General features: G+C 53.2%; 8 protein-coding genes. 6 read left to right on the top strand and 2 right to left on the bottom strand.

Features of this window, described 5'->3' with window-relative positions:
* Positions 1-112: 112 nt before the first annotated feature.
* Complete coding sequence (locus tag AC0YN0_RS22985; protein ID WP_475823353.1) at positions 113-2,581, top strand: UTP--glucose-1-phosphate uridylyltransferase; 2,469 nt, start codon at positions 113-115, stop codon at positions 2,579-2,581.
* Between the two features lie 308 nt (positions 2,582-2,889).
* Here the strand turns inward: AC0YN0_RS22985 and uvrA are convergent, their stop codons facing one another.
* Complete coding sequence (uvrA, locus tag AC0YN0_RS22980) at positions 2,890-5,787, bottom strand: excinuclease ABC subunit UvrA (protein WP_475823352.1); 2,898 nt, start codon at positions 5,785-5,787, stop codon at positions 2,890-2,892.
* A 7-nt stretch (positions 5,788-5,794) separates the two neighbouring features.
* Positions 5,795-6,751 (bottom strand): nucleotidyltransferase domain-containing protein, encoded by a 957-nt coding sequence (locus AC0YN0_RS22975; protein WP_475823351.1) that lies wholly within the window; start codon positions 6,749-6,751, stop codon positions 5,795-5,797.
* Between the two features lie 160 nt (positions 6,752-6,911).
* On the opposite strand from AC0YN0_RS22975, the gene AC0YN0_RS22970 reads away from it, so the two are divergent.
* The 5 genes from AC0YN0_RS22970 to AC0YN0_RS22950 all read left to right on the top strand — a co-directional run bounded on the left by AC0YN0_RS22970 (position 6,912) and on the right by AC0YN0_RS22950 (position 14,980).
* Positions 6,912-7,574, top strand: a complete 663-nt coding sequence (locus tag AC0YN0_RS22970) for a lysoplasmalogenase (RefSeq protein ID WP_475823350.1) — start codon at positions 6,912-6,914, stop codon at positions 7,572-7,574.
* 108 nt (positions 7,575-7,682) lie between these two features.
* Complete coding sequence (locus AC0YN0_RS22965) at positions 7,683-9,290, top strand: response regulator transcription factor (RefSeq protein ID WP_475823349.1); 1,608 nt, start codon at positions 7,683-7,685, stop codon at positions 9,288-9,290.
* 20 nt (positions 9,291-9,310) lie between these two features.
* A complete protein-coding gene (locus AC0YN0_RS22960) occupies positions 9,311-11,155 on the top strand; it encodes a sensor histidine kinase (protein WP_475823348.1) in 1,845 nt (614 codons plus the stop codon).
* Positions 11,152-12,552, top strand: a complete 1,401-nt coding sequence (locus AC0YN0_RS22955) for an ABC transporter substrate-binding protein (RefSeq protein ID WP_475823347.1) — start codon at positions 11,152-11,154, stop codon at positions 12,550-12,552. Before AC0YN0_RS22960 ends, AC0YN0_RS22955 begins: the two co-directional genes overlap by 4 nt.
* Positions 12,553-13,348: 796 nt before the next feature.
* Complete coding sequence (locus AC0YN0_RS22950) at positions 13,349-14,980, top strand: extracellular solute-binding protein (RefSeq protein WP_475823346.1); 1,632 nt, start codon at positions 13,349-13,351, stop codon at positions 14,978-14,980.
* Positions 14,981-15,113: the final 133 nt, after the last annotated feature.

Genomic DNA, 15,113 nt, shown 5'->3' with positions numbered 1-15,113 from the left:
ATCCAAGATATGTTCTAATAGTAGGGGGAGAGCAATGGAAGGCGCAAGGTAAAAGTTAAATATAAAGTTTAATCTACATACCCTAGCGGAACGATGCCGAAGAGGTGATAAAATGGATCATTTGTTGCAGCAGGCGGAGGCTGTGCTTATTCAGCATAAGCAGGAGCATGTGCTTCATGTCATGAAAAGTTTGGACACGCCGGAGCGTGAGCGATTGTGCGAGCAAGTGCTTCGCGCGGATTTGGATCGGTTGAAAAAAATAGTGAACCAGCATCTCACTTCCGATAACGAGGACATGGGAACGATTACTCCAATCGCCTATAAAGAATGGGACAGCTTTGGCCAAGCGGAGCGCGATGACTATATACAGCTAGGCTGGGAGCAATTACAGAATGGCAAAATAGCCGCACTCGTCGTAGCGGGTGGACATGGCAGCAGGTTAGGCCATGACGGTCCGAAAGGAACAATCGACATCGGGCTGCCTTCAGGCAAGTCGCTGTTCGAGCTGCAAGCGGATCGGCTGGCGGAACTCTCGCGCAGGACAGGCGTCACTATTCCCTGGTATATCATGACAAGTCCCGATAATGATGCGGAGACGAGAGCTTTTTTCGAAGAAGCGGGATTTTTTGGTTATCCGAAACAGGATTGCTGCTTCTTCCAGCAGCATACGATGCCGGCGGTTGATTACAGCGGCAAGCTGCTGTTCTCGTCGGAGTCCGAGCTGAACTTCGCGCCTAGCGGCAACGGGGAATGCTTCTCTTCCTTGCGAAGCTCGGGGGCGCTTGAAGATATGAAGCGGCGGGGCATTCAATGGGTGTTTTATTATAACGTCGATAACGCGCTTATCCAGATCGCTGATCCGGCTTTCATCGGGGTAGCGGTCGCCGGCGGTCATCCGATCGCGACCAAGGTTGTAGAGAGAAACAATCCCCGTGAGAAGATCGGTATTTTGTGCACGAGGGATGGCAGACCCGCGGTTGTCGAGTATACCGAAATTCCGCAAGCCATGCTCGAAGCGAGGGAGCTGGACGGCAGTCTTACGTATCATTTAGGCAACATTTCGATTCATCTGTTCCGGCTAGATTTCATCGAGAAGCATGCTGATACCGACCTTCCCTACCATGTGGCGAAGAAGAAAATCGACTATGTCGATGCGAAAGGGCGTTATGTGGAGCCAACCGAGCCTAACGCTTATAAGCTGGAGCGGTTTATATTCGATTTCTTCCCGATGTCGGACGGAATGACGGTGTTGAAGGCAGGGAGGGAAGGGGAGTTCGCCCCTGTCAAAAACAAAGAGGGCGAGGACAGCCCGGCGAGCGCGCGCGAGCTCGTTCTTCGGGCACAGGCGGCGGCGGAGGCGCAGCGTGGTGTAAGCACCTTGGATTCGGAGCTGACGTTCGTGAACGGCCCTTATTTGCAATGGCCGACCGAGCGCGGCATGACGATGATGTGGGAGACGTCGCAGCCGGCGAGTGGAAAGCTCGAGATTTACGAGGCAGAGCGCATACATAGCGGAGAGCGCGGCAATTACGTGCTTCATGATCAGCCTATGCTTACCGTGCATAGCGAAGAGGAAGAGGGAGCGCGTCAACGGATTCAGAGGCTTACGGTGGAAGGTTTGACGCCGGGAACGACTTATTTCTATAAGGCTTATGCGGATACTGCCGAGGGGAAGAGCGTGGAGGAAGGGCCGTATCCGTTTCGTACGTCTACGCCGAACGGCGTTCCTTTCTCGTTTGTGGTGACGAGCGAAACGGGAGGTTATCATTATTTTGACCAGAGCGGTGGAGATATTAATAGGTCGCTGTTCAGTCAAATGAGCAAGTATCGGCCCGACTTTGCTTTATTCGTCGGCGATATGGTGGACGATGGACGCAGGCAGGAGGACTGGCATACGTACTTGTTCGGGCCGGGAAAGGAATTACTCGGGACGACGCCGTTCTATAGCTGCTTAGGCAATCATGAGTATCAAAGCTCGTGGTTTTACGATTATTCGGCTTATGCGCATCCGGGCAATTACTATTCCTTCAACTATGGGGACGCTCATTTCATAGCGCTGGACAGCACCGATTTCATTAAGGATGACTTTTATCCGGATGGTGATGGATCGATTGGACCCGGCCATGCGCAATATGATTTTTTGGAGCGGGATTTGCAAGCGGCTGCAGAGAATAAGGCTTTGAAATGGCGAATCGTGTTCATCCATTACTCGCCTTACGTATCGGGAGGTTATGAGGTGGAGGCGCTGCGGAAGCTCGCGCCGGTTATGGAGAAGTACGGCGTCGATGTCGTATTCAGCTCGCATACGATCGTGTACGAGCGAAGCCATCCGCTGCGGGAAGGGAAGCTGGATTACGACAACGGCATTGTCTATGTCGTGGCCGGAGGAGCGGGGGCCATGCCGAGCTGGCAGCTTCCGAAGCGGGAATGGCATACGTCGCAGTCGCTCGCCGTGCCGCATTTTGTACAAGTGACGGCGGCAGGCGACTGCCTGGATCTTCGAGCAATCGATATCGAAGGCAGGCTGTTCGACACGCTTAAGATCAAGAAGGGGAGCGGCGGGGCGAAGCAGTTCATATAGAGAAGCAGCTGCGCGTAATATTAAGCGGTGAAATCCATCTTACAGCAGCCTGTCTAGTAAAAGTAGAACGGATAAGATGGATTCCTCAGCCTATTCCTGAACTTATGAGGTGTCAGAAGCTCCAAGAGAGAGGCTTCATGCAGAATAAGCAGGAAAATACATCCTATTAAATGCCGAACAAGCTAGATAGTAAGAATAGGATGAATTACGCTTCCTAAAAAAGAAATCCGACCCGATCCAAGCAAACCTAGTGATAGGTAACTTGGAAAAGGACGGATTTCTTTGGTTACTAGATTAAGATTAGCACCCTATCGAGCGTAAGTATGCTGAGGGGCAAGCATCTCGCGCAAGTAGCGGCCGGTTAAGGAGTCGCTGCTTGCCGCAACCTCTTCCGGCGTACCGGAAGCGACGACCGTACCGCCTTTATGTCCGCCGTCCGGTCCCATATCGATAATATGGTCGGCGATCTTAATCATATCGAGATGGTGCTCGATGATGACGACGGTGTGGCCAGCATCCACGAGCTGGTTCAGGCAGTCGATGAGCCGCTGAATGTCGCGCAGGTGGAGGCCCGTTGTCGGCTCGTCGAGCACGTACAGGTTATGCGAGCCGCGCTTCACCTTGCTTAGCTCGGTTGCGAGCTTGATACGCTGCGCTTCGCCGCCAGACAAGGTGGCCGAAGATTGGCCGATCTGCAAATAACCGAGACCGAGATCGTTCAGCACCGCCAGCTTGCGGGCGATATAAGGCTGATCATCGAAAAAGGCAACGGCATCCTCGATGCTCATGTCGAGCACCTCCGCGATGTTCTTCTCCTTAATGCGTATATCGAGCACGCTTTCGTTGAAGCGGGCGCCCTTGCATACCGGACATACGGCTTCGACGTCGGGCATGAACTGCAGCTGCGTCGTGACCGTTCCTTCGCCTTGGCAATGCTCGCAACGGCCGCCGTTTTTCTGATTGAAGCTGAAGTCATGCTTCGTGAGCGGACTGCCTTCCGCGCTTGCCGCCTCGGCATACATCTCGCGAATGCGGTCGAAGAAGCCGACGTAAGTGGCCGGATTGGAGCGGGAGCTGCGGCCGATCGGCGATTGGTCGATCGTGATAATGCCGCTAAGCCGCTCATGTCCTTCCAGCGCGTCATGCTCACCCGGCACGATACGGGCATCATGGAAGGTTGCATAGAGCTGCTTGCACATGACTTCGTTAATGAGCGTACTTTTGCCCGAGCCTGATACGCCGGTAATGCACACCATAACGCCGAGCGGAATATCGACGGTAATGTTCCGCAGATTATTCGCCCGCGCGCCGCGGATGGTAAGCTTCATCCCTTGCGGCGGTCTGCGCTGGACAGGGACCTCGATCTTGCGGGCGCCAGTCAGGAATGCGCCCGTAATGGAGTTCGCCTCGGCGCGAAGCTGCTCAACCTTGCCTTCGGCGATAATGCGTCCGCCGCGCCGGCCCGGTCCAGGTCCGACCTCGATAATATGGTCGGCGCTGCAAATCGTATCGATGTCGTGTTCGACGACGATGATCGTATTGCCGATATCGCGCAGCTTCTTCAGCGTGTCGATGATGCGCATGCTGTCGCGGGCATGGAGACCGATGCTCGGCTCGTCGAGCACGTAAAGCATGCCCATAAGTCCCGAGCTGATCTGCGTCGACAAGCGAATTCGCTGCGCTTCGCCGCCGGAGATCGAGTCCGAGCGTCTGCCAAGACTCAGATAGTCGAGTCCAATATCGAGCAGCAGCACGAGCCGCGACTGAATCTCCGCCGTAATCTGGCGGCCGATGACTGCGGTCTCTTCCTTAAACTTCAGCCCATCGAGGAACGAATGCAGCTCTTGAAGCGACATTTGGCATAGCTCATGAATATCCGCGCCGCCGACTTTGACATGGAAGCGCTGCGGCTTAAGCTTGCGTCCTTCACAGTCCGGACATGTGTGCTCGATCATGACGCGCTTATAAAATTCTTCCTCGGCGGGACTCGCCGCCTTGCGCTTCAGGTACAGCTTATACCACCAGTTGATCATATGGACGAGTCCGCCGTAGCTCATCGGCTTGCCGATATGGCGGGCTTGCGTTTTGCTAATTTCATCGCCGGGCGTGAACGGGAATTTCTCTCCGCGCGATCCGTAGAAAATAAGGCTGTGCGCCCAATCCGGCAGCTCCTTGAGCGGTGTATTAAGGCTGAAGCCGTAATGCTTCGCCAAGCTGTTCAGCATCGCCCAGTTCCATGTCGTATTGTTCGTTCCGAGCATCTTCGGATCGAGCGCGCCTTTGTTAATGCTTTTGTCGGCGTTCTTCACAAGAAACTTCGCTTCCGCGCGCATGAACGTTCCGATGCCGCCGCAGGTGCGGCAGGCGCTGTCCGGGTCGTTGAAGGAGAAGTAGTTCGGCTGCAGCTCGCCGAGCGTCAGATGATGCTCCGGACAGGCGAAGCCTCGGTAGAAGTCATCGGCGTTCACTTGCTTGCCTTCAGGAACGCCGGTAATCTCGAAGCGGATGAAGCCTTCACCCACGAGCTTCAAGCTGTTCTCGATCGTTTTGGTGAGCGCCTTGAACACGTTTGGCTGCACGACCACTTTATCGATGACGACCTCGATCTGATGCTCGATTTCCTCGTCTAGAGCAATCGGATCGCCCAAGCTGAACCGCGATCCATCAATGATAACCGTACGAAAGCCTTTGGAGCGAATCTCGTCGAACGTCGTTTCATAGTTCTCGCCGTAAATTTTGTAGATCGGCGCGAGCACCTCCAGCTCCGTGCCCATCGGCAACTGCTGAATACGATCGATCATTTGGCCGGGGGTCCGAGCCGGAACTTTGTGATCGCAGAAAGGGCAGCCCGCATCGCTTGCCGAGGCGAACAGCAGCCGCAGGAAGTCGTAGATGTCGGTCATCGTGCCGACCGTCGAACGCGGATTGACGATCCCTTTTTTCTGCTCGATCGCAATGACGGGAGATAGACCGAAGACGAAGTCGACATCCGGCTTCTTAAGCTGATTCATTCGGCTCTTCGCGAAGGTGGACAGCGATTCGAGGAATCGCCGTTGTCCTTCGCCGTATATGACTTCGAACGCGAGCGACGACTTGCCGGAGCCGCTGACACCTGTAATGACCGTCAGCTTGTCGCGCGGAATGTTAACATCGATATTTTGCAAATTGTTCTGCCTTGCTCCGCGTACTTCAATAAATTGCTTCATACGTCGATCACATCCCCCATTGCGGTTCGTCCATATTTTCGAATAAATAGGCAGGCTCGCTTAAGCTCACCCGGCTAGCAGGCGTCGCCTTCGTGTCTGATTCCAGCTTAGCGATCAAGCCCTGTTCGGCCAGCCAGTCACAGCCTGTCGTAATCGCTCCCGTATCGAGATCGATGACCGGCTTGAACTTATGCATGATGTCGATTGCGGTACGAACGTCGGCCTCCTCCTTCAAGTAGGCAAGCACGGGAGCGAATAGCCGCTCGGCTCGCTCGCTCAAATACGCGTTAATGCTCTTAAGCGCATCGTTCACTTTCTCCTCGTGGGCATTGGCGGCAACGAGCTCTGAATACACCGTCCGAAAAAAATCCGGGTTGTACGTCAGCGCCTGCTGCACGCATTCGCGCATCGGAATATCGCCATTCAGCAGCACCTCGATCTGGGACAGCGTATCGACCATCTTGATGATCCAAAAGGCGCTGTACGTGAAGTCGCGCTTCACGTATTGCCACTTCTCGGCCTTCGCCAGCAGCGCGAGGGAGAAGCAGCTAAGCTGCAGCAGCCGAAGCTGTCTGTCGCGTTCGCCAATATAACGAATCTGCTCGAAATACGACTCGATGGACGAGTCCTTCGTGAACAGCAGAGTGCTGCGCACGAGCATCGAATGACCGAACGAGCCTTGGACGGTGCGTTCCATATCGCGCTTGAAGTCGTTCCTCGTCGTAATGCTTGCGTTGATCGGCACGTCGTTCTCCACGAAGGTCCGATAGCCGTACTTCAGCTTCTGATCGTGCACGATCAGCTTTAGGTCGATGTCCGACTTCTCCCATACTTGATCGTAGGATAGGCTGCCGAACAAGATGACGGCGATCACTTGATCATCCTGTTTGACCTTATCGACGAAGGTTTGCAAGGATGCCCGGAAGGCGGCAGTCATGGCTTCCGCTTGTGTGTATTGGTCCATATAATTACCTCCACCCTATAGATGCCGCTGCACCTGGAATGCTATCATTTAAATAAGACTTTTTTTCCAAAATAGCGATTTGCTCGTTTCTTGAATTCGTTGCAAGAAATGGAAATCCTGTTTTTCAATACAACACATTTCTGGGAGGTATAAATGATCTATGGCTCGCAAATGGCTCATCGGACTTATTATCGTAATTGGATTGATTCACTTGGCAACGCTGTCGGTCGACAGCACGCCCTTGAATTGGGTATTCAAGCTGACCCCGATGCTGCTTATTATCGCGCTAGCGGTCACTTCCCCGCCTGAGGGAAAGTCGGCTCGCGCCTACAAGGGACTGATCTTAACCGGGCTTGTGTTCGGCATTGCAGGCGACGCGTTCCTCTTGGTGCCGGGCGATACTTGGTTCATGTGCGGGCTTGGCTCTTTCTTGATTGGTCATTTATTCTACATCATCGCGCTGTTGCCGCGCATGCGCTATTCGCTGCTTGGTCTGCTGGCAGGACTGCCGATTGCAGCGTATCTCATCTTCATGATCATCCGATTGCATGAAAGCATCATGGCGGACAGCTCCCAAAGCGGATTGTGGATTCCGGTTCTCGTCTACGTTCTCGTCATCGGCACGATGTTCTGGGTCGCGATTTTGTCGCGTAACATGCATGCGGCGATCGGCTCGCTATTTTTTGTCGTATCGGACTCCATCTTGGCCTGGAATAAGTTCATAGGAGAAGTCACGATGTCCGACATCCTGATTATGGCGACGTATTTCGCGGCCCAACTGCTGCTGGCGGGAAGTATTGCGAATGTGTTCAGAAGCAAATAATATTACTCTTTTCCAATTATTTTCACCGAATGCGCCGTTCTCAAAGGATGCCGGACAACTTACAATGAAAGTACTAGCCTTATCGGATTCTATTAAAGGGGGATGCGTATGCCTTCGGATAAGATGGAAGTGTTGATCGTCGATGACGAGCCTAGGCAGAGGCGCGGGCTTGCGGCCATGGTTCGCTCCTTGCGTCCCGACTACAGAGTCGGCGAAGCGAAGAACGGCAAGGAAGCGCTCGAGTACGCGAGAGGCAGACAGCTCGACATCGTCTTTACCGATATTCAGATGCCGATTATGAACGGCCTTGAATTCGCCGCAGAGCTGGGCAAGTCATGCCCGAAAGAACCTAAAATCGTTTTTGTAAGCGTATACCATGAATTCGATTATGCCCGAAAGGCGATCCGGCTTGGGGCAAAAGATTATTTGGTGAAGCCCGTGAGCGCGGAAAATCTCGACGGCGTATTGCTGGAGCTGGAGAATCAGCTCCTCCAAGAGAGTTCGGCCATCGCGGAGACGCGGCAGTTGACGGAGGAACTGGCTCATACGAAGCCGATCTATCTGGAGCATCTGCTATTCAAATGGATGACGGGTGAGCTGGAGACAGCAGAAAAGAAGGAAATCGACCAGCACTTCGACATTCGAGGACATGGAACGGTGTTGATCTTGGAGTCGCATTGCACGCAGGCTTCGGAAGGAAGCTTGGAGTGGCGGAGCATCCTGAAGCGGGCGGCAGCACAGGCGCTTGGCAGATGGGCCATGACGTATATGCTCGCTCCCGAGCATGAGCGAAACAAGCTGTATATCATTGTTCAGTGGAAGACGGGCGCGCAAGCCGCGGATGGGCTGAAGCAGCTTCAGCAGGCTCTTGCGGGATTGGAGACCGTGCATGATAAATCGATCGGCGCGGGTATCGGCCATGAAACGCATCAGCTCGAGATGGATATGAAGGATTGCCACGAGCGCGCGGCGATGGCGCTTGAATATTTGTATTATTTTCGCGATGGCAGATGGGTGTCCGCGGAGCAGCTGCGCGCTGAGATCGGAAGCTGCCCGACGGGCAGCATCAGCGTGAAGGAAAACGGCCGGCTGGAGCAGGCGGTAGCCGGAGGTCAGGTCGAGCAATCGATTCAAGAGTGCATGGCGATATTGGATAAGCTGGCGGCTGCCAGACCTTCTCCGTTCCGCATGAAATGCAATTCGATTCAATTGCTGCTCTCCTGCTTGAAGCAGGCAGAGACGGTTATGGACGATCGCCATTATGCGTCGCTTGGCCGCGAGATCGAAGAGCAATTGCTTGCGACGGATTCGCTTACAGCAACGAAGGCGACAGCGTCCAGCTTGCTCGGCGACATCGTTAATCAGATGAAGAAGGACAAGGGCTCGCGAAGCGAGCTGATTATGCAGAAGTGCCGCGAATATATCGAGGACAATCTGCATGAGGATCTCGGACTCGAGGTCGTCGCGCAGCATTTTTTCTATAACGCTTCTTATTTCAGCATCCTGTTCAAAAATCATTTCAGCATATCGTTCACCGATTTCCTTGTAAAGCTGCGTATGCAGAAAGCGCGCTCCCTGCTGCTAGAATCGGATAAGCGAGTGGCTGATATAGCCAAGCAGGTCGGTTACAAGGACATCAAATATTTCAACAAAGTATTCAAAAAAACGTTTCTCTACTCGCCGGAGGAGTTCCGCAGAATGTTCGCCACTACCTAACCCGCAAATGAGGTCAGCCTATGCTCTTGATTCGAAAGCTTGCAGCTCTGGTCGCCAATGCCAAGTTCCGCATTAAGCTGATCGTTTCTTATTTTCTGCTTGTCAGCATCATTATTCTTATTCTAGGATTCACGTACTACCAGATCAGCGCCAGCAACATGCTTATGAACGTGAGGAGCAGTCTGGGCAACGTCGTGCTGAACAACAACCAGCTGCTGGACGAGAAGCTGGAGGCGATACGGGGCAAGAGCGACGTCTTGCCTGTCGATAGCGAGCTCTATCAGATCATGATCGGGCTGAAAATGTCGGATAACGAATCGTTATTGAAGGCCGACCGCCGCCTGACGGAACTGCTGTTCCAATATTTCGGGGGCAATGACGACATCTATGCTTCCTTCATCGTAACGCGGGACTATACGTTCGGGAACGGGGCGAGGATGTACGTGCCGTCCGCGGGCTTCTTCAATTCGGAGCTGCACCTGCTCGCCGAGCGGGCTCAGGGCGATCTCGCCTGGATGCCGACGTACGACTTCGCCAAGACGTTCAAGGACCGGCATATGGAGACCGTTTCCTTCGAGTACAGCCATCTCATCTCTGCCGTTAAGGAACTCAACCTCACCTATATCGACGAGGAAGGCATCTTCCATACGCTCCCGCCGGGGATCGAGCGGCCGATTCTGATGATTAATTTTACGACGGACGACTTCGGCAAGCTGTTCGCGGATTACGCGGGCAAGAATGAATACCGCAATCTATCCTATGGCATCGTGAGCCCGAAGGGCGACGTGATCGTTCACTCGGTGCATGAGCAGGAGACAAGCCGTGAGGCCCCGCCGTGGCTCGAGGAGGCCTACAGGCTCGGGGACGGCAGCTTCGAGAAAGTGATCGACGGCAAGGAAATGCTCATTAACTTCGACAAAATGGAGAGCACGGGCTGGATGTCCTTCGTCGAAATTCCGGTCGAGGACGCGCTGTACGGGCTAAAGTCTCTGCAATCGGTATCGGTTCTTTTTCTGGCGGTTATGCTGCTTGTATCGGCGCTGCTTGCTTACCTGATGTCGATCTTCATTACGAAGCCGATCATTCGGATCAAAAAAGCGATGAAGATGGTTGAGCGAGGCAACTTCGATATTCGCATTCCCGAGAAGGGGCGCGATGAACTCGGTCAGCTGACCCGGATGTTCAATCATATGAACGGAAGAATTCAGACCTTAATCGAGGAAAACTATGCTTCAAGGCTTAGGGAAAAGGAAGCGGAGCTGATGGCGCTGAACCTGCAGCTTAATCCTCATTTTCTATACAACACGCTGACGACCATGTATTGGATAGCGGTCGAGAACGGGCAAGAGGAAATCAGCACGATCATGCGCAACTTGGCCGAGATGCTGCAAACGTCTACGCGCAACAAAAACGAGACATGGCCGCTGCGAACGGACCTCGATTGGCTGGAGAAATATATTTTCATCATGGCAAGCCGATTCCAGAATCAGTTCCAGGTGAGCTTCGAGGTGGATGAGAGTTTGCAGGAGATGATGGTGCCGAAGCTGTTCCTGCAGCCGTTCGTCGAGAACGCCATTATTCACGGATTCGCGGAGTTTGAGCAAGGTGGAGTCATTGCCGTCAAAGGCTGGTGCGAGGACGATCAAGTGATGTTTTCCGTGGAAGATAACGGGGCTGGCTTTGGCAGAGATGCCATGGATCGGATGAAGTCCGGCGAGAGCGGATCTACAGGCATGCCCAATGTAGAGAAGCGCATTAAGCTGTTGTACGGGAACAGTCAGGGGATCGACATCTACTCTCTTGCAGGGAAAGGCACCAGAGTCGTTATTCGTATGGGGTCGCGGACGGGGGGACAACGGAGATGAAGACGATGAGATTCAGATTCGTATGGTTGCTTATGATTTGCGCCATGCTTGGGGCGTCGGGCTGCAGTTTCGTGGAAGGCGGAAACGGCGGAAGTTCGGATGGGGATTCGGGTGCAGGCAACGACCCGTTCACGTTCGACGGCCATGAAAGGGTCACGCTGACGTATGCGTCTTGGGGATCGCCGAACGAGAAACAGGTGCAGGAGCGGATCGTCGCAAAGTTTATGGAGAAGTACCCGTGGATCACGGTCAATTATTTGTTCGTGCCGGGCGATTATGTGAAGCGGTTGACGACGCTGTACGCCGCGAACAAAGCGCCTGATGTATTCGTGCTGTACAAGCACACGGCGCTGCAATGGGCGGAACAAGGGAAAATATACAATCTGAACGAGTTTCTGGGGCAAGACGAGGATATTAATGAAGATATGTTAATCCCCAATGCAATCATGTACTGGGCTCCGGGCAAGGTTGCGGGAATTAAGGCAACGGAAGAATCGTTCGCTCTCTACTATAATAAGCAAATGTTCGAGGAGGCAGGCGTAGAGCTGCCCCCTTCTCGTGCGGCGGATGCATGGACATGGGACGAATTCGTTCATTATGCCAAGCGGCTGACGCTTGACGAGGACGGCAACAACGCGTTGTCGCCAAGCTTCAACCCCGGTGAGATTAAGCAATACGGCGTGCGCTTCAATGCATGGGCATGGCATTTGTTCGTACCCTCGAACGAGGCGAGCGTCATCAAGGAGGATGGAAGCGGTCTCAATCTCGATGAACCGGCTGTCATCGAGGCTGTGCAGCGGTTGGCGGATCTAATCTACGTCCATCATGTAGCACCGTCCCCGATTCAGGAGAAAAGCTTGCCTACGCCGGATATCGCGCTTCAGAGCAAGAAGGTGGCGATGGATATGAACGGCCAGTGGGTTCAGCTCGATCTTGCGGCGACGGGGATCGACTATGGCGTTGGCGTGCTGCCGATGCTGAAGAGGAGCGTGACGGTCCAATTCGGCGAGCCCGTCGTGATGTCCCAGTCGACGAAGCACCCGAAGGAAGCGTGGCTGTTCTACAAATGGCTGCTCGATGCGGAAAGCGCCCTCGATATGCATGCAAGCGGCTTATGGATGCCGATCGCGAAGGATTATTATACGAAGCAGGAGCTGATCGACAAGTGGGCGACCGTCACTCCCGGCCATGCCGAAGGGTATGAGGATGCCGTCATGCGGCAGACGCTGGAGAACGGAGTCAATTCGTACGATTACTATGTGAAAAATATTGAGAAGATCAATGCCATATTAAATCCTGCGCTGGATCAAATTTTTCTTGGCAAAAAAAGCGTCAAAGAGGCGTTCGAGAGCATCATGCCGAAGATTAGCGCCGAGTTTAAGGGGACATATCCGTGAACGGGAGGAGATGGAATAGTGGGATCGGAAATCGGAGGTTGGGGAGGGAACTGCTGCTTCTGCGTTATGAGGGAGCTCACTAAATAGTGAGGAGAACCTCACTATTTATGACCGATTTCGGCATGATCGCGCAATTGCATGAGGCAAACCTCACTGCTCGTGAACTTAGGTTCATGGCAAGTGAGGTTTGCCTCATTATTTTTGTAATACAGCTAGATTTGCCTTCAATTGTATGAGGACAGCCTCAATATGAATGAATATAGCCTCACTTCTTCCCCTGTTCCACCCTTTTATCCGTCCCTCCCCAGCCCTTTAGCGGCAAACCTCAAATTAGTTTCTCAGAACGACACTATGCGCGGAAATGTTGGTGTTTGATCATCAATCAGCTATACCGGGCATTACCAGCATCCTAACCTCAATAGCGGCATTTCGTCGAACTAACTCGGGATGTTCAGCCGAATTGCGCGTTTAACGGCATATCGTCGAATTAATCAAGGCATTTTTCCTCATCAAGCATAAACCGCCCCATTAGAGTCCTGAAATCGAACTAAATGAGGCAGTCACTCACTTCCCCCGTAAATAGTTTCCCAAAACGACACTGTCCACCTTCTATGCCACTCCATCCAGCACCGTCCCCGACTCTCCCTGAAACCGAACCCAATAAAAAGCTCCTAATCCAATGATTTTCCGAATTGTTGTAAATGAAAGCGTTTGCTAATCTAAGGTTGTCATTCGCTGCAGCGTGACGACTTGTTTCTGAAGGCGGTCCTATAACCGAAAAACTGGAGGAACTTTAATGAAAAAAGCAGTTGCAGGTTTGCTTAGCTTATCTCTCATAGCGACGACAATAATAGCGGGGTGCAGTTCGAACAATACAGATAATAATGCAGGCACGAATGCAGGCACGGAAGGAGCTTCCGGCAGTAAAGTGAAGCTGACAGCGATTATTACGAAGCATCCGCTGACGCAGGAGCTGTCGAAGATGAAGTGGCTCCAGGATGCAGAGGATAGAGCGGGCGTTGACATCGAATGGCAGGAGGTTACGGCGGACTGGGATCAGAAGAAAGGCGCGCTGCTTGCAAGCGGCGACGTTCCGGATCTCATCGTCGGACCGAACGCGATTACCGATGCGGACTTCGCGCAGTTCCCGGGCTTGTTCCAGGATCTGACGGAGCTCGTGGAGAAAAACGCGCCGAACGTGCAGACGATGTTCTCCGAGAAGCCGGAAACGAAGGTTATCGCAACGCAGCTCGACGGCAAAATCTACGGTCTTCCGAAGTATCAGCGGTTCTGGCCGGGAACGGCAACGAGACAGTTCATTAACCAAAAGTGGCTCGATAATCTCGGCTTGCAAATGCCGACGACATGGGATGAGCTGTACGACGTTCTACTCGCCTTCAAGGAGAAGGACGCGAACGGCAACGGCGATCCGAGCGATGAAATTCCGATGGACTTCGCGCCAACGGGAACGGTAGCCTTCGGCTTCTTCATGCCGACGGTGCTGCTCGGAAGTCTAGGCATTACATTGACGGACGCGAGCGGCTTCGGGTATTTCGTCGAGGACGGCAAAGTGAAGAACTTCCTCGTAGACGACCGCTATAAGCAGGTTGTGACATTCCTGAACAAGCTGTACAGCGCGGGTCTTATTAGCAAGGAAGCATTCACGCAAGACTATACGAAGTACCAATCGGTTGCTCGCGGCAATGGCGATACGGCGGCGGTCGGCTTCACTTGGGGCTGGGAAATAACGGACCGCGTAGGCAATACGCTTGCCCCGCAGTATTCGTTCATGTCGCCGCTTAAGGCAACAGCGAATCAATCGGAACAAGTATCATGGGACTATGATTTCAACGCGCTCAACTACGGCACGAATATGGTTACGATGTCGGCGGGCACGAAGAACAAAGAGGCTGCGATGAAATTCATCAATGAGCTGTATGATCCGAAGGTGAGTATGCAAGTATTGTTCGGCTCGCTTGGCACGAATATTGAGGACAAAGGCGACGGCAGCTACGCGATCCTGCCTCCTGCCGATGCGGCCATGGATCCGGGCACTTGGAAATGGACGTCCTCATGGGCCGATAACGGTCCGATGTACATCTCCGATTCTCTTAACCTGACGCTTGGCACCGACATGCAGTCCGTTGGCAAGCAGACCGAACCGTTACAGGCCGCGCTTGACGCTGTCGACAAGGAGAACGACGTATTGCCGAGCATGTTCATCAAGTACAGCACGGCGGACAACAGCACGCTTGGCATTAACAATACGAATCTGATGAACTTGGCGCTCGCTAAGTGGGCGCAATGGATTACGGCTGGCGGTATCGAGTCCGAGTGGGATGCTTACCTGAGCAACGTGAAGAAAACAGGGCTCGAAGATAATCTTAACATTATGCAGAAGTATTACGACGAATACATGAGCAAGTAATCAAACGATGGCGTCGCCGAATGCTTCGTTCCGATTTTTATATAACGACGGTCGGGGCATTCGGTTCAGGCGTTAAGGGGGTAGGGAATGATGGCCGCTCAAACGAAAGTACTGACTCGCAAAAACATAAGTA

The organism is Paenibacillus sp. J22P218, assembly GCF_056269195.1.
The sequence above is the reverse complement of the archived record's forward strand: the minus strand, read 5'-3'. Positions and strand labels throughout refer to the sequence as shown.

Coding starts and splice junctions, on each gene's coding strand:
- AC0YN0_RS22950 (WP_475823346.1), top strand. CDS start 13,349: ATGAAAAAAGCAGTTGCAGGTTTGCTTAGCTTATCTCTCATAGCGACG.
- AC0YN0_RS22965 (WP_475823349.1), top strand. CDS start 7,683: ATGCCTTCGGATAAGATGGAAGTGTTGATCGTCGATGACGAGCCTAGG.
- AC0YN0_RS22975 (WP_475823351.1), bottom strand. CDS start 6,751: ATGGACCAATACACACAAGCGGAAGCCATGACTGCCGCCTTCCGGGCA.
- AC0YN0_RS22985 (WP_475823353.1), top strand. CDS start 113: ATGGATCATTTGTTGCAGCAGGCGGAGGCTGTGCTTATTCAGCATAAG.
- AC0YN0_RS22955 (WP_475823347.1), top strand. CDS start 11,152: ATGAAGACGATGAGATTCAGATTCGTATGGTTGCTTATGATTTGCGCC.
- AC0YN0_RS22970 (WP_475823350.1), top strand. CDS start 6,912: ATGGCTCGCAAATGGCTCATCGGACTTATTATCGTAATTGGATTGATT.
- AC0YN0_RS22960 (WP_475823348.1), top strand. CDS start 9,311: ATGCTCTTGATTCGAAAGCTTGCAGCTCTGGTCGCCAATGCCAAGTTC.
- uvrA (WP_475823352.1), bottom strand. CDS start 5,787: ATGAAGCAATTTATTGAAGTACGCGGAGCAAGGCAGAACAATTTGCAA.